Origin of the sequence: Helicobacter pylori, from assembly GCF_011175115.1 — a bacterium.
Lineage (GTDB): Bacteria > Campylobacterota > Campylobacteria > Campylobacterales > Helicobacteraceae > Helicobacter > Helicobacter pylori_DF.
On record NZ_SHOW01000003.1, the window covers coordinates 49547 to 68173 of the forward strand.

Here is an 18627-nt window from a genome sequence, read left to right on the forward strand (position 1 = left end):
TCCTTATTCGCTACTTGCTACCCACGGTTTTTTTCTTACCCTTACGAGTCCTAGCGTTATTTTTAGTGGTTTGGCCTCTTACAGGAAGACCCTTACGATGCCTAATCCCACGATAATTCCCTAAGTCCATTAAAGATTTAATATCCATTTGAACTTTTTTACGCAAATCGCCCTCTACTAGGTAGCTTTGCTGGATTTTTTTAGCGATGCTAGACACTTCATCTTCGCTCAATTCATGCACGCGCTTGTCAAAAGAAATGCCTACCGCTTCTAAAATCTCTCTGGAACTCTTAAGCCCAATCCCATAAATATAGGTGAGAGCATACTCTACTCTCTTCTTTTTTGGTAAATCTACACCAGCAATCCTTGCCATGCTTTATCCTTGTCTTTGTTTGTGTTTAGGGGTAGCGCAGATCACTCTAATAACGCCCCTTCTTTTAATGATTTTGCACTTATCGCACATCTTTTTCACTGATGGCCTGACTTTCATGATTTTTCTCCTTTGAAAAAATTAGGCACTACTAAAAACTTTTATACTAACATATTTTCATTGAAATAACCCTTAAATTCATTTATATCTAAAAGTTATCCGACCCTTGTCTAAGCTATAGGGCGTAAGCTCTAGCTTGACCCTATCGCCTAAAGCAATCCTAATATAGTGCATGCGCATCTTTCCAGAAATACGGCACAACACCACATGCTTATTGTCTAATTCCACCTTAAAAGTGGCGTTAGGCAACGCCTCAATCACTTTCCCATCCACTTCTATAACATCATCTCTTGCCATTAACGCTCCGTAAGAATCACTGCTTTATTACCAATTATGGCGATAGTATGCTCATGGTGGCTTGTGTTAAGCCCATCCACTGAAACCACGCTCCACTTATCCGCTAGTATTTTAGGCTCGCCTTGTTTTTGACACACCATAGGCTCTAAGCAAAACACCATGCCCTCTTTGATTTTAGGGCCGCTATTAGGTTTAACGCCTTTTTCTAGGTAGTTGGGGATTTCTGGCTCTTCATGGGGTTTTTTACCAATGCCATGCCCGCAAAATCCCTTCAAAGGCACAAAGCCCCTTTCTACAATAGCACCCTCTAAAATCTGACTCAACTCCTTAAAATGCATGCCCACTCTAATTGAACTAATGGCATGCATTAAGCTCTCTTTGGAGCAAGCGAGCAATTTTTCATCTTGCGGGCTTATCGCACCTATAGGAAGCGTGAGAGCCGAATCGCCATAATAGCCATCCACCTCCACCCCCAAATCCAAGCCTATAATATCCCCTTCTTGTAAAACATAATCCGTAGGAATGCCATGAATAACCACCTCATTTAAGGACATGCACACCGAGTTAGGGAAACCATAAAGCCCCTTAAAAGCAGGCCTGGCATGCGAGGATTTGATAAAATCTTCAGCCATTTTATCCAGCTCTAAAAGTGAAACCCCAGGCCTTACTTCTCGCTCTAAAAGGGCTAACGCTTGAGCGGTTAATTCCCCGGCTTTTCTTAGAGCTTTGATTTCTTTTGGGCTTTTAATAGAGATCGCCATTAAAAGCCTACCGCGCTTAAAGTTTTATACTTGCTCATATAAATTTGCGCTTCAATCTTTTTCATGGTGTCAATAGCGACTTGAACCACAATCAGCACCGCTGTGCCTCCAAAGTAAAAAGGCACGCCCATAGCCTTAACCAAAATCCAAGGCACGGTAGAAATGAGCGCTAAATACAATGAACCCCACAAAGTGAGCTTACTCGCTACAGCATTCAAAAACGATGAAGTCCCCTCTCCAGGCCTAAGCCCTGGAATATACCCGCCATTACGCCTCAAATTATCCGCAATATCCTTAGAATTGAACACGATAGAAGAATAAAAGTAAGCGAAAAAGATGATGAGCAAGAACATCAAAATATTATACGCATACCCTTGCGGGCTTAAAAAATCTGCAATCGCTTGCAAGGTTTTGTTGCTTGTGGCTTGCTGTAAGATCGTAGAAGGGAACACGAGCAGAGCTGAAGCGAAAATAGGGGGGATCACCCCGCTTAAATTCAACTTAATGGGAATGTAATTCATGATGCGCTTGTTTTGGTTTTGCATCACCACTTTACGCGCATAAGAAATAGGGATCCTGCGTTCAGCTAATTCCACATAGATGATCGCAAAAATAGTCGCTAAAACAATCAGCACAATACCAATGAGCATTAAAATATTGATCACGCCCGTATTGACCAAATTGAATGTGCCTGAAATAGCTGATGGGATCCCTGAAACAATCCCGGCAAAAATAATGAGGCTAATCCCATTCCCCACGCCCCTTTGCGTGATTTGCTCCCCTATCCACATGAGTAGCATCGTCCCTGTAAGCATTGAAAACGCTGAAACGATCATAAAAACTTGCATATCAATCATGATCGCTCCATTGGCTCCACCGCTAATGCTCCTTAAACCCACTGATACGCTCACCGCTTGGATTAAGGTGATTAAAATGGTCAAATAGCGCACGATTTGCATGTATTTTTGCATGCCGTCTCGCTCTTTTTTTATTTTGGCCAGGTTAGGGAAAGTCGCGCTCAAAAGCTCCATGATAATTGAAGAAGTGATATAGGGCATGATACCCAAAGAGATGATGCTCAAGCGAGAAACCGCATTCCCGCTAAACATGTTAAACAACCCCAAAGCGTTGTTGGAATTGCTGTCAAAAAAAGCCTTGATCGCTGCTAAATCTACGCCAGGAATGGGGATATAAGCTAAGACTCTGTAGAGAAATAAAAAACCCAAAGTGATGAGTATCTTACTAGCAATAGCTTTATTCATAATAACTTATTCCTCTTAAATCAAGCTGATACAATAGGGGCATTACTTCTGCCCGCTTGTTTTGATTCTCTCATCTTTAATTTTAGAAGCTAGGTTTTTAGCGTCTTTACCGATCAATTTCACGCCTTCAATATAAAGGGGGAAATGGTGTAAAGCGCGCAAGCTTGAAAAAGTGATTTCTTCTAAATTTTTAATCGCTTCATTCTTTTCCACATTGATAGAATAGATATGAGAATCTTTAGTCCTAAAACCTATTTTAGGCAAACGGCGTTGTAAGGGTTGCTGCCCCCCTTCAAAGCCTCTTTTAGCCTTATAGCCTGTCCTTGCGGTTTGACCTTTACCGCCTCTTGTGGCCGTCTTTCCCATGCCGCTTCCTTGACCACGGCCCACTCGTTTGATTTTCTTAACGCTACCTTTAGCCGGTTTTAAATTTTCTAATCCCATTATCATATCTCCTTTTTAACTACGCCTTAATTTTCGCTAAAGCGTCAAAAGTCGCGCGCACCACATTATAGGGGTTGTTGGAGCCTAAAGATTTGGTTAGAATATCCTTAATGCCTGCTAATTCCACGATAGGGCGCGTTGAACCCCCGGCAATCACTCCCGTTCCCTCACTTGCCGGTTTGAGTAAAATACGGCTTGCGTTGTATTTATGCTCAATATCATGAGCGATAGTCGTGCCTTTAATCGTTACATGAATCAGGTTTTTAAACGCATCATCTACCGCTTTTTTAATCGCATCAGGGACTTCTTTAGCCTTGCCTAAACCAAAGCCCACAAGCCCATTTTTATTGCCCACAACCACTAAAGCGTTAAAACGAAACCGCCTACCGCCCTTAACTACTTTGGTTACACGGCCAATATTCACAACGACTTCTTGAAACTCTTCTCTGTTAATCTCTTCCATACCTTTCCTTTCTGTCATAGAGCGATCCCATTCTCTCTCAAGCTTTCAGCAAACGCTGCTACCACGCCATGATAGAGGTAACCATTCCTGTCATAAACCGCTCGCTCAATCCCTGCTTTTTTCAATTCTTCAGCAAAGAGAGCGCCTAATTTCTTAGCGTCTTCTTGCGTGTTTTTAAAGCCCATTTTTCTGCCGTCAATATGCGTTATGGTGCTTTGCTTAACATCATCAATCGCTTGCACATAGAAATAGCGATTCGAACGAAAAACGCTCACCCTAGGCCTTAAATTATCGCCCAAGAGTTTGCTTTTAATCCTTAATTTTCGGCGATCCCTTAAGGCTTTCTTTTTATACAATGCTTTTGCGTTCATCACTCCACCTTATTTATTTTTTAGCTGTTTTACCAGCTTTTCTAATAATGACTTCATTGCTGTATTTCACGCCCTTGCCCTTGTATGGCTCTGGGGGTCTGAAGCTCCTGATTTCAGCGGCGACTTGCCCTACTTTTTGCTTATCGCTCCCTTTGATAGTGATCGTGTTTTTTTCCACCACCATTTCAATCCCTGCTGGAATGGGGTATTTCACCGGGTGGCTAAAACCCAAACTCAAATCCAAAGTTTTATTGCCCAAAGCCACCTTATAGCCCACGCCATTGACTTCTAAAGTCTTAGTGAAACCGGTGCTTAAGCCTGTTACAATGTTGTTGGCTAACGCCCCATAAGTCCCCCAATAAGCCCTAGACTGCGCGTCTTCGCCCACAGGCTGGAAGCTCAATTGGTTGTTTTCAAGCGTGATTTTCACTCGGTTGTGAGTTTCTAACTCATGCTTTTCTTTGCTGTTTTTAAAAAGAAGCTTGCTCCCTTCAACGCTCGCTTGCACAGAGCTTGGAATTTCAATGATTCTTTTCCCGATTCTTGACATTTTCAATCCTTTACCAAATGCTGCAAAGCACTTCGCCACCGACATTTTGTCTGTAAGCTTCTTCGTTGGTGATCACCCCCTTAGAAGTGCTTACCACAATCACGCCATAGCCATTTTTAAAGCGCTTCAACTCGTTTTTTTGCTTATACACACGACGACCGGGCTTGCTTAAGCGTTTCACTTCGCTGATTTTTGAATGCCCTTTTTCATCATAAGCCAATTGCACATAAACCGATTGTTTCTTGTCTTTATCTTTGATATTGAAATCTTTAATGAAGCCTTTTTCTTTAAAAATCTCTAAAATAGAAACCACGATTTTTGCGTAATAAAGCTGTGTGAATTCTAAGCGGCGCATAGAAGCGTTTCTCAAACGAGTTAATGAATCTGCAATTATATCATTTACCATATCTTATCCTTACCAACTGGCTTTTCTCAAGCCTGGGATGAGTCCCTCACTGCCCATTTTTCTTAGGCACACCCTACAAAGCCCAAAATCCCTATAAACCGAATGAGGTCTCCCACAAATGCGGCATCTCGTATAAGCCCTTACTTGGAATTTTGCTTTCCTTTGAGCCTTTGCTATCATTGATTTTTTAGCCATATTAACCCCTTATCTCACTTTTGCAAAAGGCAATCCAAGCAATTCTAACAACTTGAACGCTTCTTTATCGTTGTCCGTAGAAGTTACCATAGTGATGTTCATGCCATGACTGACCATAATATCATCATAAACCACTTCCGGGAAAATCAACTGCTCATTGATCCCAAAGGTGTAATTCCCGCGCCCATCAAAGCCATTCCGTGAAATCCCTCTAAAGTCTTTCACTCTGGGCAACGAAATCACAATCAGCTTTTCTAAGAAATTATACATGCGTTTATTCCTTAAGGTAACTTTCGCCCCTACCGCCATGCCTTCTCTGATCTTAAAGCCTGCAACGGATTTTTTCGCTTTAGTGATAACGGCTTTTTGCCCTGCAATCAAAGAAATCGTTTGCGCGATATTTTGCATGATTTTCATGTCTTTTGCATGCGCTCCAGCGCCCACGCTGATAACGATTTTTTCTAGCTTGGGTAAAAGCATGGGGTTTTTGATGTCCAATTCTTGAGCGAGTTTTGCCCTCACTTCATTTTGATAAAATTGTTTCAAACCAAACATGTATCCAACTCCTTAGGCTTTCTTCACATTGGAAATGTGCATGGGCTTTTCTTTATGGATAAAGCCCCCTTTAGGGTTATCATCAGTAGGTTTAATCGCTTTTTTCACCACCTTACACCCTTCAACAACCACTTGAGAAGTCTTAGGCAACACCGCTAGAACCTTAGCGACCTTACCCTTATCGTCTCCTGCAATGACTTTCACCATGTCATTTTTTTTGATTTCGCTTTTCATTATACAACCTCCGGCGCTAGAGAAATAATTTTCATGAAATTAGCGTAACGCACTTCTCGGCTCACTGGCCCAAAAATCCTTGTGCCAACCGGATCTTTTTTAGCGTCCAAAATCACTGCCGCATTGTCATCAAAACGCACCAAAGAACCATTTTTCCTTTGGATTTCTTTTTTCGTTCTCACCACAACGGCTTTGACGACTTGACCGCGTTTCACCTTACCATTAGGGATAGCTTTTTTCACGGAAGCCACGATCACGCTACCCACGCTCGCATAGCGTTTGTGGCTGCCTCCTAACACCTTAATGCACATGATTTCTTTAGCGCCGCTATTGTCAGCGACATTCAATCTTGTAAAACTCTGTATCATGCTTATACTCCCACTACTAAAATTTCTTTAAGCGTGAAGGACTTGGTTTTAGAAAGCGGTCTGCACTCAATCGCGCTCACAAAATCCCCTACTTTCACCTGATTGTTTTCATCATGGATGGTGTATTTTTTGAATTTTTTAACAATCTTGCGGTATTTTTCATGCACCACTTTTCTTTCCACAAGAATCACAGCGCTTTTTTCAGCAAACTTGCTGATAACCTTGCCTTGCACCAGCCTTTTATGTGGCTCTTTCGTATTCATTGCTTACCCTTTTTTACTCAACGCTAGAAGAATAATGCGCATTAATAGCCGTGTTAATGCGAGCGATATTTCTTCTGGCTTTCTTAATCTCGTTAGGATTACTCAATTGCATAGCCTTTAATTTAATGCGCAACTCAAAAAGCTCCGCTTTCTTAGCATGCAACAACTCTTCTAATTCCTTGATACTTTTATCTTTCAATTCAGTATATTTCATTTTCGCTCTCACAAGTTACAATTTTGGTTTTAAAAGGAAGTTTGCTCTGAGCTAACGCTAAAGCTTCTCTCGCTAGTCCTTCTTCAATGCCTAGCATTTCATAAACGATTCTGCCCGGCTTGATATTCATCACCCATTTTTCCACAGAGCCTTTACCTTTACCCATCCTGGTTTCTAAAGGCTTAGCGGTCAAAGGCTTATCGGGAAATACTCTAATCCACACCTTACCCGCTCTTTTAATGTGCCTTGTCATGGCCACCCTTGCGGATTCAATCTGGCGTGAATCAATCCTCCCATGCTCTATGGCTTTAATCGCAATATCCCCAAACGCAATGGAATTACCACGATGGGCTTTCCCACGATTGCGCCCTTTCATTTGCTTTCTGTATTTTGTTCTTTTTGGCATTAACATGATTATTGCCTCCCTCTTCTGCTTCTTCTAGGCTCTCTTTCTTCTTTAGCCTCTTCTTTTTTCTCAAATTGGATGCCTTTTTGCAAAACTTCCCCTTTGAAAATCCACACTTTCACGCCAATAATACCATATACCGTCATCGCTTCAGCAAAGCCATAATCAATTTTAGCCCTTAAGGTGTGTAAAGGCACGCGCCCTTCCATATACCATTCGGTGCGAGCGATTTCAGCCCCTGCTAAACGGCCAGAAACGCGCACCTTGATCCCTTTAGCGCCGGATTTTAACGCCGCTTGCATGACCTTTTTCATCGCGCGGCGGAAAGCGACCCTTTTTTCTAGCTGGGTGGCTACATTTTCTGCGGCTAATTGGGCGTCAGCTTGGGGGCGTTTGACTTCTTTAATATTAATGGAGACTTCTTTTTTAATGAGCGTTTTTAAGCCTTCTTTGACTTTTTCAATATCCACGCCTTTTTTACCAATGATAAGCCCTGGGCGAGCCGCTACAACCGTAACGCGCAGTTTTTTAGCCGCTCTTTCAATCACAATCTCGCTCACGCCAGCGTAATAAAGCTCTTTTTTAAGGAATTTCCTAATCTTATTGTCTTCATCAATATTGCTTGGAGCAGTGCGAGCACTAGGGAACCATCTGGAAGTCCAATTCCTATTAATACCTAATCTTAAACCTACCGGATTAACTTTTTGTCCCATGCCCTACTTACCTTCTGCTTGATTTTTTTTATGGCTTTTAGAAGATTTCATTTCTTTCCCTTCTGCTACTTCTACGAATACATGAGATGTTGGCTTTCTAATGGCTGTGGCTCTGCCTTTAGCCCTTGGAATGGAGCGCCTAAGCACAGGACCAGCATCCACTCTGCAAGAAACAATCAGAGCGCTCTTGGCGTCTAAAGAGCCGTTAGCGACCGCAGAAGCCACCACTTTTGAAAGCACTCTGGCCGCTTTATTGGGCGTAAATTCCAAACTAGCGATCGCTAATTCAGCGTTCATGCCTTGGATCTGTCTTGCAATCAATCTGGCTTTAGTAGGAGATAACCGCACAAATTTTAATAACGCTTTACTCATTCTACCCCCTTACTTGCCAATCTTTTTTTGGACACTGCCTTTGTGCCCTTTAAAAGTTCTTGTAGGAGCGAATTCCCCTAACTTATAACCCACATGGTTTTCTGTGATATACACAGGGACAAAAACCCTTCCGTTATGCACATTATAAGTAAAACCAATCATTTCAGGCAAAATGGTGCTTCTTCTAGACCATGTTTTAATCGGGCGGTTATCCTTACCCTCTTTTGCCTTGAGCGTTTTTTTCATCAAGTGGTCGTCTATAAAAGGACCCTTTTTAATTGACCTAGACATTCTTTAACCCTTTATTTATGTTTCTTTCTGGAAATGATGAGCTTGTCGCTAGCTTTTTTCTTTCTCGTTTTATAGCCCTTAGCTGGAGTGCCCCAAGGCGATACAGGATGACCGCTTGTCCCTGTTTTACCCTCACCCCCACCATGCGGGTGATCCACTGGGTTCATAGCACTCCCACGAGTTTGTGGGCGAATCCCTCTATGGCGGTTACGCCCTGCCTTACCGATAGAGACATTGATAAAATCCTCGTTCCCTACCACGCCAACACTCGCCATGCATTCGCTTAGAATGTAGCGCATTTCAGAACTTGGCATCCTAAGAATGGTATATTTATTTTCCCTACCCATGATTTGAGCGCTCATCCCAGCACTTCTGGCTAATTGCCCGCCAGCCCCCGGATGCATTTCAATATTATGCACCACCGTTCCTATGGGGATATTTTTCAACTTCATCGCAAAGCCCACTTTAATATCCAAACCGCCTTCAGCAGCGATAACGCTATCGCCCACTTTCAAACCGCTTGGCTGTAAAATATAGCGTTTGTCCCCATCAGGATAGACTACAAGAGCGATACGCGCGTTTCTGTAAGGATCATACTCAATCGCAGCCACTTTCCCTTCAATATTGTATTTGTTGCGTTTGAAATCAATAATGCGATAGAGTTTTTTAGCCCCTCTCTCTTTGTGGCGGCTGGTGATGCGCCCGTTATTGTTTCTCCCTGCTGTCGCTTTAAGCTTAGTGAGTAAGCCTTTAACACTGCTTTTTGCGGTAATGTCTTTAGAGTCCAACACCGACATGAAGCGTCTGCTTGGGGTGTAGGGCTTATAAGTTTTAATCGCCATAACGCTTTCTCCTTTCTACGCGCCAAGGGCGGCAATGCTAGCGCCCTCTGGAACTTTCACATAAAATTTCTTAAACGACTTTCTTTGTCCAAGCTTCCCTCTAAAGCGTTTCACCTTACCCTCTTGTTTCAAAGAATTGATTTTCAAAGGCTCAAAGCCAAAGTAAGTTTTAAACACTTCTTTGAGCTGGTTTTTAGTTACATTTTGAGCCGTTTGGACCACTAAAACGCCTTTTTCTTGCAATCCTAATGACTTTTCAGTGTAAAGAATTGACTTTATATCCATGATGTCTGCCATTTTTTACTCCTCTGTCTTATCTTGCACCGCATGCTGAAACGCCGCTTCTTCCATCACGACAGAGCTAAACGCCGCCAAAAGATAAGCGTTTAACTCGCTCACATCAACAATAAGGCATTTTTTAAGGTTGCTAAAGGCTAACTCGGTGTATTCGTCCATGTTCATGCACACAAACAAAGTGTCTCGTTGCTCTAAAGCCTGAAACATTTGGTTGGCTTCTTTAGTCAAATGCTTTCTTTTATTGTCTTCAACCACGCCTTTTATAGCGATTTTTTCCACCACAAAAAGCTTGTTCGCTTGCGCTTTTTCTTCTAAAGCGTATTCTAAAGCCAAGCGCTTTTGTTTTTTATTGATTTTAAGGTTGTAGTTGCGCTTATTTGTAGCCCCATGAGAGACACCCCCACCGACAAACACAGGCGAAGTGATACTCCCTGCTCTGGCTCTCCCGCCCCCTTTTTGCGCCCAAGGCTTCCTACCGCCCCCGCTCACTTCAGCGCGGTTTTTACTTTTAGCGGTATTAGCGCGCACAGAAGATAAATAATGTTTCACATAAAGATAGAGGTTATGGCTGTTAATACCCTCATATCTTTTAGGTAACTCCACGCTACCCTTTTCTTTCAAATGGCTGTCTAAAACGATGGCCTTACTCATATCAAACCCTTTATATTATATTCAATGTATGGTTTTATACCGCTCTAATGCGTCCATAAGCCCCAGAAAAGCCGGCCACTGAACCCTTTAGCACTAACACCATACTTTCTTTATCAAAAGAGAGCACCTCGTTTTGGCAAGTAACTAGCTCATTGCCATAATGCCCTGCCATTTTCCTACCCTTTTGCACTCTTCCTGGCCATTCTCTGTTACCAATAGAACCAGGACGGCGATGGAAACGGCTCCCATGCGCTGCAGGCCCGCCTTGGAAATTCCAACGCTTCATCACCCCCGCAAAGCCTCTTCCCTTCGTTTTAAAACTCGCTTTAACCCTTTTAAGCGTTTCTAAAGCGCTCAAATCCAAATCGCCCAACTCTTGTTGTTGGGAAGCTTTTAAGGTAGCGAAATGGTTAAACTCTTTGCTGAGTTGGTATTTCTTTTGCTGGCCTTCAATCGCCTTATTGTGTTTTTTATGCATCGCATAGGCCACTAAAGCTTTCCCGTTTTCTAGCTGGCACACTTTCGCTTGCAAGACTTTAAGCAAGGTTACAGGCGTGCTGTTAGCATCAATGGTGCGGCTCATGCCTATCTTTTGAACTAAAAATTCCATATCTAACCCTTATTTTATGATCTCAATGCGTTAGGACTACTTCGTTTCCATAGAAGTTACTTCTACATCCACTTCAGGAGCTAAATCCAACTTCATCAAGCTATCCACGGTTTCTGGGGTGGCCGAAATAATATCAATCAATCGGCTATAAACCCTAATCTCAAACTGCTCTCTTGAATCCTTATTGACATGCGGGGAGCGTAAAACGGTGTAACGCTTATTCTTAGTCGGTAAAGGGATAGGCCCTCTAATTTCAGAACCTGAGCGCTTTACGGCCTCCACGATAGCCACAACAGAGCGATCCAACACTCTATGGTCATAAGCTTTGAGCTTCAACCTGATTTTTTCCATAAACTCTCCTAAAAGAACTCGTTTCATTCGTTACTCAAAACAGAATAAAACAATAAAATAAAAACTGAAATACTACTCAAAATGCGCCATTTAGTCAATAAATTTTGCTGTTTTTAGGGCTTTTTAGAGATTTTTACTTCCTTTTTATAAGGAAATATAAAAAAATGCGCTACGATTGTCTTAATCCAATCCCCTTTAATAAGGAAGTTCATGCCCCTTTCTTGCTTGCACCCTTTTGGGCCTTTTGAAACCCCTAAAGAGCCGGCTTTAAACAACCCACTTTTAACCCCACCTTCAAGCGATAAAATCTGTCTTTTAGGACCGATGAAATCCGGTAAAACCACTTTCGCCCTCAAACTAGCGAAGGATTTTAAAAACCCTGTGTATCTCAATTACAATGACATGCGTTTGAACCAAAACATTCTAAGCTCATGGCTTTTAAAATGGCATTTAGAAAAGAAAATGGATTTGCTCATTTTAGACAATATAGAGCGCTTGGATTTCAGCCTGCCTAAGCTCCCTAAAATCGTTCTTATCCCTAATTATTTAAGCCCCATAATGGAAAAAGATTTTAGCTTGCGCTATGCGTTAGGGTTGAATTTCAAAGAATACACTAGCTTTTTCAAACCCAACACCCCTAAAAACACCCTGTTTAACCGCTTTTTAAGAGACGGCAACGCTTTAGATTCGCTTTTTATAGAAAACGAACAGGAAAAAATCCTAAAAAAACAAGAAAATATCAAACTAGCCTTTCAAGCTTACGCCCCCTTAATGGCTAAAATCTGCGCGCATCAATCTAAGTTTGTGAGCGCTTTTTATCTTTATACGCAATTCAAAAAAGAGCTGAAAACTTCTAAAGACACCCTTTATAAATTGTTACACGCGCTAGAAAAACAACGCATCCTTTTTTTAGTCCCCAGTTTTGAAAATAATAAAACCAAATTGTATCTGTGCGATTTTGCCCTGCCTTATAGCCTGACCCCTAGCCCTTCGCTTTTAAACGTTTTTGAAAACATGGTTTTTTTAGAGCTTTACAAGCAATTCCCCCATTATGAGCTTTACTCCCATGATAATGGGATTTTTATCTTGCGCGAAAATTCTACCAACAAGCTTGCCCTCATCGCCCACGCTTTCCCCACGCCCCATTTTTTAGAAAAACAGCTTCTATGGTGCCATGAACATGGGTTTTTAAATATCGTGGTGGTTTCTATCAACGCCCCTATTTCAGCAACCAATCCCCCCTACAAACACCTTAATTTCATTGATTTTTCTTTGGATATTCAATCTATTTTGGTATAATAGTTATTATGTATTTATGTATTTAATATTATTACTAAAATTTTTAATTGATTATTTAATATTTTTTATTTTTTTTAAGCTAACTCGCTATAAGCTATCCCAGTATTTCGCCTTTTTGAGAAATACCCACCTACCCTAAAAGCGTAGGATATTTTTTTTATAGAAAGGAAGTTATAATGAACGCATTGAAAAAATTAAGTTTCTGCACCTTGCTATCCCTAGGCCTCTTCGCTCAAACAGCGCATGCTCATAGTTTAAAAGACACGATTAACTATCCTAGTTGGCTTAAAATCAATCTTTTTAACCAAAAGAACCCGCCCAATCAATATGTCGGATCGGCTTCAATTTCGGGTAAAAGGAACGATTTTTACGCCAATTACATCCCCTATGATGACCAATTGCCCCCTGAAAAGAACGCTGAAAAAGTGGCTTTTTTAAGGGCTAAAATGAACGCTTACAGCTCGTTAGAAAGCATTTTAATCACTAAAATGCACCATCACATTGTTAAAGCGCTTCACGTTAAAAATAATGTTATCAGCCATTTATTCGGGTTGGTTGATTTTTTAACGTCTAAATCCATTTTGGCTAAAAGGTTCGTGGATACCACCAACCATCGTGTGTATGTCATGGTGCAATTCCCTTTCATTCAGCCTGAAGACTTAATCGCTTACTTTAAAGCCAAACGCATCGACCTTTCTTTAACGAGCGCTACCCATCTCAGCGCCCTTTTAAATAAGGCGTTGTTCCATCTCTAAGAGTTTGGGATTTAAGATACGGTTTTTAAGCGTGAAGCTACGCCGATGAAAGGGCGTAGCCCCTAGCTTACTCATCGCTTCTATATGCTGCTTAGTCCCATACCCGCAATTCTTATCCCAGCCGTATTCCTTAAACAAAGCGTGCAATTGTCGCATTTCTCTGTCCTTAGCAGCTTTCGCTAAAACAGACGCCATAGCGATTTGAGCGATTGTTTCATCGCCCTTGATGATGGTTTGTATATGGGGGTAGCACTTGTTCAAGCCAAACGCCGTGTTGCCATCTATCTTTATTTCATTAGCCAAAGGGCAACCATTTTCTAAAATTTCTTGAATAGCGAGCTTCAAACACGCCCCTAAGCCCAAGCTATCAATTGCTTCTGCGCTTTTTTTAATCACGAAAAACCCCACCTCACCATGCGTTTTGATTTTATCTTCTAAGAAAAAGCGCTTTTTTTGGCTGAGCTTCTTGCTATCCTTAAGACCCATTTTTAGAAATTCTAAGGCTGTTTTTTCACTACACGCCACCCCAACCACAAAAAGCGACCCGGCCAAACACCCCCTACCCGCTTCATCAATGCCTAGAGTCATTTGCTTGATAAATTTTTTGAGAGATTAGGTTTTTCAGGATTAGGCAAATACTTTTCAAACACTTTCTCACACCCCCTAATAATCTTTTGTTTATACCATGAACCTTGCCCACAAAAACTACAAAACTTTTCATAATGGTCCGCCAAAACTTTCTGAATAACTTCTTGCTTATTCTTTCCAAAATGCAAAAAATGTTTTTCTAAAAATTCCCAAAAACTTTCAATAATGCTGTATTTATATTCATCTTCTTTTCTACGCTCCCCTAGTAACCCAACAGCTTTTTTAAAAAAGCTGAACGCATCTTCCTTATCTTCAGTTTCAATTCCTTGATAGATATATAATCGGGCTTGCTGGTTATCAATATAATCCACATCATAGCTATCTTTTTGATTCGCCTTACCATACGCTTGATCCAAATAATCTTGTGCTTCTTTAAACTTGCCTATTGATATATGACATATTGCATACTGTAACCAAAACTGAGGATTCTCTATAAGAATTGGAATCTCTCTTTTAGCGTCATCATAATAGTTACGCAAAAATGTAAACTTCTTATCCTTATCTCCATCTTTTTCTTTGCCAAATACACGACTCATAGTGCGATAATTCAATAACTTAAGATATGCTTGATAACTTAAATTATGGTAGCTTTTCTCTGTGTTTCTCACCCTTTTTAATATCTCAAAAGCATATCCTGTGATTTCATCATATGAGAACATGTGGCGCAAAATAAATAAAGCTAGAATACTGGAACCAGAATCGTCGTCAATCCATAAGTTTAAAGCTCTGAGCTGTTTGATATGTTGCGATTTAAGATTCCCTAATCCATCATCTCCTAATAAATATGAAAAAAGCGCAATGTCTTTGCTAGTGATATTCGCTACATGCAAAAAACAAATAACAAATAATATCTTTTTTATTTTTTTGTCGTTTAAAACATTATTTAAGCTCTTAACTAGCTTGTTATAAATATGTTCAGAATTAAATATATCTAGCAAAATAAGCAACATTTGAGCGTTGCAATTTCTTTGAAGATACCCTTTTTGTCTTTTAAAAGATTTTCCACTCAAATCTCTCGACCACAAACCAAGATAACTAATAATCTGTACAAAAATGCCTAAATCTAAATCGCTTAACTGCCCTATCTCTACTGATGAGTCTTCTGAAATAGACTTGCAACCCTCATCGCCATGCCCATCAACAGCTCTTGTTGCCAATATCAGTTTGACACAACGCGCTTCTTTAACTTTCTTAGCAATGTATTGAGAAATTTTTAATTGATTCAAATAAGAATCTATAAAGATTATAGCTTTCTTATTTCCATCTTTGAGTCGTTTTAGTAGGGTATCTATTTCTTCTTTTTGAGAAATAAAATCCCCATACCTAAGAAAATATACTAAGTTACCACTTTCAACAAGTGCTATTGCTAATTGTCTTAAAAATATCGTTTTCCCACTCCCTAATTCGCCAAACACCCCTAAAATCCCTACGCTATCTCGTGCTAATTCGCGTTTAGCTTCATCAATTTCTTTTTTTCTAGGAATTAGTTTAGGAACATAATCTGACTGAATAGGACTTTTCAAGCTATATTTATCCTTTATCCCTTCTGTTATCTTATCTCCTAGAGTGAATCCCTTACCTGAAAAACTTTTTCTAATCTGATGCCCATTTTTTAAATACTGCAAAACCTCATTTCGTAACCATCCATCTTCAAACTTACCTTGCTCAAAAAATAATTTTAAGTCATTGTCTCTAATATTGACACCCAATGAATTAGAAATGATTATTTGTTCTAAATAGCTAAAACCTAAATTAGTATCCTGTGGCCAACATTCTTGTATCTTGTTTACAAAAGACTCCATACCAATTTTAAGCAATTTCCCATACCCTTCAAATTTGTTATCGCCAATAGGATCATCATCGGAATTTTTAGGATCTGCAACCACAAAGATAGTTTTCTTCCGCATGCTTTCAGTTTTTGCAAATAAGATTCTCTCAATAGGCATATCCGCTAAAGAATATCCCATAAACACCACCAATGCAGAGTATTGCAAATCATGCATAAATTTCTCTTTCCACTCTGAAGAGTTTGCAAAAACATCACTATTAACATAAGAAGAACGACTCAATTTGAAAGAATTATCTAAATGTTTTGGTTCTAATCTATCCACACAGCCATTAATATGCAAACAAAAATTTCTAGATTTACTTGGCAACATGCTTTCAAGCGTTAAAGTATCAATATTTTTATCAACCTGCTTGCCAGCATAACAAACCAAGTCATCGTAATTTGTCGTGTAAATGCTCTTCCATGGCCATCCTACAACAACTTTTTGTTTATCCTTTGATTGTTTGACCCTAAAAATATCTTTTAATTTTTCTACAATTTTTTGATGATCTTGTTTTTTTAAGCAATATTCAGCCACATCTTTCAGATCTTTTGTCTCATAATACTTCCTCTCAAGTCCACAAAATTCACCTAATTTATCTCTTAGCTGATTGCCCAAGGGCAATTCGCCATCAAACCCTGTAGCGCCAGCTGAAAAGCCAGCCCCAAAAACACTACAGCACTCCCTCTCGCAATTTCTCTTGCCCACATTTCATAATCTTGATCCTTGATCTTAGCCATGTTTCAAGCCTTAGGCCCGATCATCTTTTCAGGCACCACGAATTTGTCAAAATCTTCAGCGCTCAAGAGTTTCAGTTCCAGCGCGCTTTCTTTTAGAGAAATGCCTTTTTTGTGGGCGTTTTTAGCGATTTTAGCGGCGTTTTCATAGCCTACATGCGGGTTAAGGGCGGTTACTAGCATTAAAGAATGGTGCAAGTAATAATCAATTTTTTCTTTGTTAGGCTCAATACCGCTCGCGCAATGGACATTAAAACTTTCCATGCTATCGCTTAGTAGCCTCAAACTCTGCAAGAAATTATAAATGATCACCGGCTTGAACACGTTCAATTCAAAATTACCCTGACTGGCCGCAATGCCAATAGCGGTATCATTCCCCATCACTTGCACGGCCACCATTGTCATCGCTTCGCATTGCGTGGGATTGACTTTACCGGGCATAATAGAACTGCCCGGCTCGTTTTCAGGGATATTAAGCTCGCCCAAACCACAGCGTGGCCCGCTCGCAAGCCATCTAATATCGTTAGCGATTTTCATTAAATTCGCCGCTAAAGCCTTAAAAGCCCCATGCGCATAAGCGATAGCGTCATGGCTAGTGAGTGCATGGAATTTATTGGGCGCAGAGATGAATTTCACGCCGCTAAACTGGCTCAATTCTTCAGCCACTTTTTCGCTCAATTCCTTATGAGCGTTTAGCCCTGTGCCTACGGCAGTCCCGCCTATGGCTAATTCCCTTAAATGTTCCAAACTCTCTAAAATTTGTTGTTTAGAATGCTCTAACATGCTCACATACCCGCTAAATTCTTGCCCCAAAGTTAAAGGCGTAGCGTCTTGTAAATGCGTGCGCCCGATTTTGACAATCTCTTTAAATTGTTGGCTTTTGTCTTTAAAGGTTTTTAACAGATTCTCTAAACTAGGCAGTAGTTTGTGCGTGATTTCTAGCACGCTCACAATGTGCATTGCGGTAGGGAAAGTGTCGTTAGAGCTTTGAGACATGTTCACATCATCGTTAGGGTGGATGAGTTTTTTCTCCCTGAAATTACCCCCTAAAATTTCGGTAGCCTTATTGGCAATGACTTCATTGAGGTTCATGTTCGTTTGAGTCCCGCTCCCTGTTTGCCATATCGCTAAGGGAAACTCGCCGCACAACTCGCCTTTTAAAATGCAATCGCACGCTTTGATAATGGCTTGGGATTTTTCTAGGCTTAATTTCCCTAACTTGTGGTTGACTACCGCCAGACTCCTTTTGAGTTTGGCAAATGCGCCAATGAGTTCTTTAGGCATTTTTTCAGTGCCGATCTTAAAGTTTTCAAGACTGCGTTGCGTTTGAGCCCCCCAGTATTGGCTATCATCCACTTTGATTTCGCCCATCGTGTCATGTTCGATTCTAAATTGCATACTAATCCTTTGAAATTTGATTTTAAAACCTTAAAAAAATAGCATAAACTCTTATACCTTCTACTTAAAAACCTTAATTTTTTAAACACCATTTCCACAATTTTTACACACAAGAGGGTTATCATTCGTCCGCAACAAGAATTTTCTTGTTATCTTAATGTAAAGGTCAAAACGATGAAAAAGTTAGCCGCTTTATTTTTAGTAAGCGTGTTGGGGGTTATGAGTTTAAACGCATGGGAGCAAACCCTAAAAGCCAATGACTTGGAAGTGAAGATCAAATCCGTGGGTAACCCCATTAAAGGCGATAACACTTTTGTGCTTAGCCCCACTTTAAAAGGTAAGGCTTTAGAAAAAGCTATCGTTAGGGTGCAGTTTATGATGCCTGAAATGCCCGGCATGCCAGCGATGAAAGAAATGGCGCAAGTGAGTGAAAAAAACGGCCTTTATGAAGCGAAAACCAATCTTTCTATGAACGGGACATGGCAGGTGAGGGTGGATATTAAATCCAAAGAGGGCCAGGTTTATCGCACTAAAACAAGCCTGGATTTATAAGCG

The 18627-nt window shown here is 40.6% G+C and carries 30 protein-coding genes and 1 pseudogene; 3 read left to right on the plus strand and 28 right to left on the minus strand.

The features are described 5' to 3' along the window. Nucleotides 1-10 precede the first annotated feature (10 nt). The 25 genes from rpsM to rpsJ all read right to left on the minus strand — a co-directional run bounded on the left by rpsM (nt 11) and on the right by rpsJ (nt 11406). The gene (rpsM, locus tag EXS92_RS04410) at nt 11-373 is read right to left on the minus strand and encodes a 30S ribosomal protein S13 (protein WP_000090809.1); all 363 of its coding nucleotides are present in this window, start codon (nt 371-373) and stop codon (nt 11-13) included. Nucleotides 374-376: 3 nt separating this feature from the next. After that, the gene (gene rpmJ, locus EXS92_RS04415) at nt 377-490 is read right to left on the minus strand and encodes a 50S ribosomal protein L36 (RefSeq protein WP_000868339.1); all 114 of its coding nucleotides are present in this window, start codon (nt 488-490) and stop codon (nt 377-379) included. Between the two features lie 78 nt (nt 491-568). Beyond that, nucleotides 569-787 carry a translation initiation factor IF-1 gene (gene infA / locus EXS92_RS04420; RefSeq protein ID WP_000090248.1) on the minus strand — a complete coding sequence of 73 codons (219 nt, stop codon included), beginning with the start codon at nt 785-787 and terminating at the stop codon, nt 569-571. Beyond that, entirely contained in the window at nt 787-1548 is a 762-nt protein-coding gene (gene map / locus EXS92_RS04425; protein WP_165515697.1) for a type I methionyl aminopeptidase, read from the minus strand. The genes infA and map overlap by 1 nt, the downstream gene beginning before the upstream one ends. Then, nucleotides 1548-2810 (minus strand): preprotein translocase subunit SecY, encoded by a 1263-nt coding sequence (gene secY / locus EXS92_RS04430; protein ID WP_165515698.1) that lies wholly within the window; start codon nt 2808-2810, stop codon nt 1548-1550. Before secY ends, map begins: the two co-directional genes overlap by 1 nt. A gap of 42 nt (nt 2811-2852) precedes the next feature. Further along, on the minus strand, nt 2853-3254 hold the full coding sequence (rplO, locus tag EXS92_RS04435) for a 50S ribosomal protein L15 (protein ID WP_000522167.1): 402 nt from the start codon (nt 3252-3254) through the stop codon (nt 2853-2855). 19 nt (nt 3255-3273) lie between these two features. Continuing rightward, entirely contained in the window at nt 3274-3717 is a 444-nt protein-coding gene (gene rpsE / locus EXS92_RS04440) for a 30S ribosomal protein S5 (RefSeq protein ID WP_001860543.1), read from the minus strand. A gap of 14 nt (nt 3718-3731) precedes the next feature. Beyond that, entirely contained in the window at nt 3732-4088 is a 357-nt protein-coding gene (rplR, locus tag EXS92_RS04445) for a 50S ribosomal protein L18 (RefSeq protein WP_108338159.1), read from the minus strand. A gap of 13 nt (nt 4089-4101) precedes the next feature. Beyond that, nucleotides 4102-4638, minus strand: coding sequence for a 50S ribosomal protein L6 (gene rplF, locus EXS92_RS04450; RefSeq protein ID WP_000086607.1), 537 nt, complete (start codon nt 4636-4638; stop codon nt 4102-4104). A 10-nt stretch (nt 4639-4648) separates the two neighbouring features. Beyond that, the gene (gene rpsH, locus EXS92_RS04455; RefSeq protein WP_000245802.1) at nt 4649-5044 is read right to left on the minus strand and encodes a 30S ribosomal protein S8; all 396 of its coding nucleotides are present in this window, start codon (nt 5042-5044) and stop codon (nt 4649-4651) included. A gap of 9 nt (nt 5045-5053) precedes the next feature. Further along, entirely contained in the window at nt 5054-5239 is a 186-nt protein-coding gene (locus EXS92_RS04460; protein ID WP_078248048.1) for a type Z 30S ribosomal protein S14, read from the minus strand. Between the two features lie 9 nt (nt 5240-5248). Beyond that, entirely contained in the window at nt 5249-5794 is a 546-nt protein-coding gene (rplE, locus tag EXS92_RS04465; protein ID WP_000467365.1) for a 50S ribosomal protein L5, read from the minus strand. Between the two features lie 12 nt (nt 5795-5806). Further along, a complete protein-coding gene (rplX, locus tag EXS92_RS04470; protein ID WP_000834238.1) occupies nt 5807-6028 on the minus strand; it encodes a 50S ribosomal protein L24 in 222 nt (73 codons plus the stop codon). Continuing rightward, nucleotides 6028-6396 carry a 50S ribosomal protein L14 gene (rplN, locus tag EXS92_RS04475; RefSeq protein WP_000616110.1) on the minus strand — a complete coding sequence of 123 codons (369 nt, stop codon included), beginning with the start codon at nt 6394-6396 and terminating at the stop codon, nt 6028-6030. Before rplN ends, rplX begins: the two co-directional genes overlap by 1 nt. 2 nt (nt 6397-6398) lie before the next feature. Beyond that, nucleotides 6399-6659 carry a 30S ribosomal protein S17 gene (rpsQ, locus tag EXS92_RS04480; RefSeq protein WP_001092746.1) on the minus strand — a complete coding sequence of 87 codons (261 nt, stop codon included), beginning with the start codon at nt 6657-6659 and terminating at the stop codon, nt 6399-6401. Nucleotides 6660-6672: 13 nt separating this feature from the next. Further along, a complete protein-coding gene (gene rpmC, locus EXS92_RS04485; protein WP_000877877.1) occupies nt 6673-6873 on the minus strand; it encodes a 50S ribosomal protein L29 in 201 nt (66 codons plus the stop codon). Further along, nucleotides 6860-7285, minus strand: coding sequence for a 50S ribosomal protein L16 (gene rplP, locus EXS92_RS04490; protein ID WP_000928961.1), 426 nt, complete (start codon nt 7283-7285; stop codon nt 6860-6862). Before rplP ends, rpmC begins: the two co-directional genes overlap by 14 nt. Nucleotides 7286-7287: 2 nt before the next feature. Further along, nucleotides 7288-7992 (minus strand): 30S ribosomal protein S3, encoded by a 705-nt coding sequence (rpsC, locus tag EXS92_RS04495; RefSeq protein ID WP_000529972.1) that lies wholly within the window; start codon nt 7990-7992, stop codon nt 7288-7290. A 3-nt stretch (nt 7993-7995) separates the two neighbouring features. Next, a complete protein-coding gene (gene rplV / locus EXS92_RS04500) occupies nt 7996-8364 on the minus strand; it encodes a 50S ribosomal protein L22 (protein WP_000030349.1) in 369 nt (122 codons plus the stop codon). A gap of 9 nt (nt 8365-8373) precedes the next feature. Further along, nucleotides 8374-8655, minus strand: coding sequence for a 30S ribosomal protein S19 (gene rpsS, locus EXS92_RS04505; RefSeq protein ID WP_000091385.1), 282 nt, complete (start codon nt 8653-8655; stop codon nt 8374-8376). A gap of 11 nt (nt 8656-8666) precedes the next feature. Next, nucleotides 8667-9497 (minus strand): 50S ribosomal protein L2, encoded by an 831-nt coding sequence (rplB, locus tag EXS92_RS04510; protein ID WP_000985811.1) that lies wholly within the window; start codon nt 9495-9497, stop codon nt 8667-8669. A 15-nt stretch (nt 9498-9512) separates the two neighbouring features. Next, a complete protein-coding gene (locus EXS92_RS04515) occupies nt 9513-9794 on the minus strand; it encodes a 50S ribosomal protein L23 (RefSeq protein ID WP_000763613.1) in 282 nt (93 codons plus the stop codon). 3 nt (nt 9795-9797) lie between these two features. Further along, a complete protein-coding gene (rplD, locus tag EXS92_RS04520; protein ID WP_120887996.1) occupies nt 9798-10445 on the minus strand; it encodes a 50S ribosomal protein L4 in 648 nt (215 codons plus the stop codon). Nucleotides 10446-10479: 34 nt separating this feature from the next. Next, nucleotides 10480-11055, minus strand: a complete 576-nt coding sequence (gene rplC / locus EXS92_RS04525; protein WP_000395323.1) for a 50S ribosomal protein L3 — start codon at nt 11053-11055, stop codon at nt 10480-10482. A 36-nt stretch (nt 11056-11091) separates the two neighbouring features. Then, on the minus strand, nt 11092-11406 hold the full coding sequence (gene rpsJ / locus EXS92_RS04530; protein WP_000411561.1) for a 30S ribosomal protein S10: 315 nt from the start codon (nt 11404-11406) through the stop codon (nt 11092-11094). A gap of 210 nt (nt 11407-11616) precedes the next feature. Here rpsJ and EXS92_RS04535 point away from each other — a divergent pair, with 210 nt between their 5' ends. Both EXS92_RS04535 and EXS92_RS04540 read left to right on the plus strand, forming a co-directional pair. After that, nucleotides 11617-12705 carry an ATP-binding protein gene (locus EXS92_RS04535; RefSeq protein ID WP_165515699.1) on the plus strand — a complete coding sequence of 363 codons (1089 nt, stop codon included), beginning with the start codon at nt 11617-11619 and terminating at the stop codon, nt 12703-12705. A 176-nt stretch (nt 12706-12881) separates the two neighbouring features. Continuing rightward, a complete protein-coding gene (locus EXS92_RS04540) occupies nt 12882-13460 on the plus strand; it encodes a hypothetical protein (protein WP_165515700.1) in 579 nt (192 codons plus the stop codon). On the opposite strand, the gene EXS92_RS04545 is transcribed toward EXS92_RS04540, so the two are convergent. From EXS92_RS04545 to fumC, 3 genes and pseudogenes are all read right to left on the minus strand, one after another. Then, a complete protein-coding gene (locus EXS92_RS04545; protein ID WP_165515701.1) occupies nt 13434-14048 on the minus strand; it encodes a ribonuclease HII in 615 nt (204 codons plus the stop codon). The genes EXS92_RS04540 and EXS92_RS04545 overlap by 27 nt on opposite strands. Then, nucleotides 14045-16677: pseudogene (locus tag EXS92_RS04550) on the minus strand (SIR2 family protein). Before EXS92_RS04550 ends, EXS92_RS04545 begins: the two are co-directional and overlap by 4 nt. Before the next feature lie 3 nt (nt 16678-16680). After that, complete coding sequence (gene fumC, locus EXS92_RS04555; protein ID WP_165515702.1) at nt 16681-18072, minus strand: class II fumarate hydratase; 1392 nt, start codon at nt 18070-18072, stop codon at nt 16681-16683. Nucleotides 18073-18246: 174 nt separating this feature from the next. Between fumC and crdA the strand changes: the two genes are divergently transcribed. Beyond that, nucleotides 18247-18624, plus strand: a complete 378-nt coding sequence (crdA, locus tag EXS92_RS04560; protein WP_000731628.1) for a copper resistance determinant CrdA — start codon at nt 18247-18249, stop codon at nt 18622-18624. Nucleotides 18625-18627: the final 3 nt, after the last annotated feature.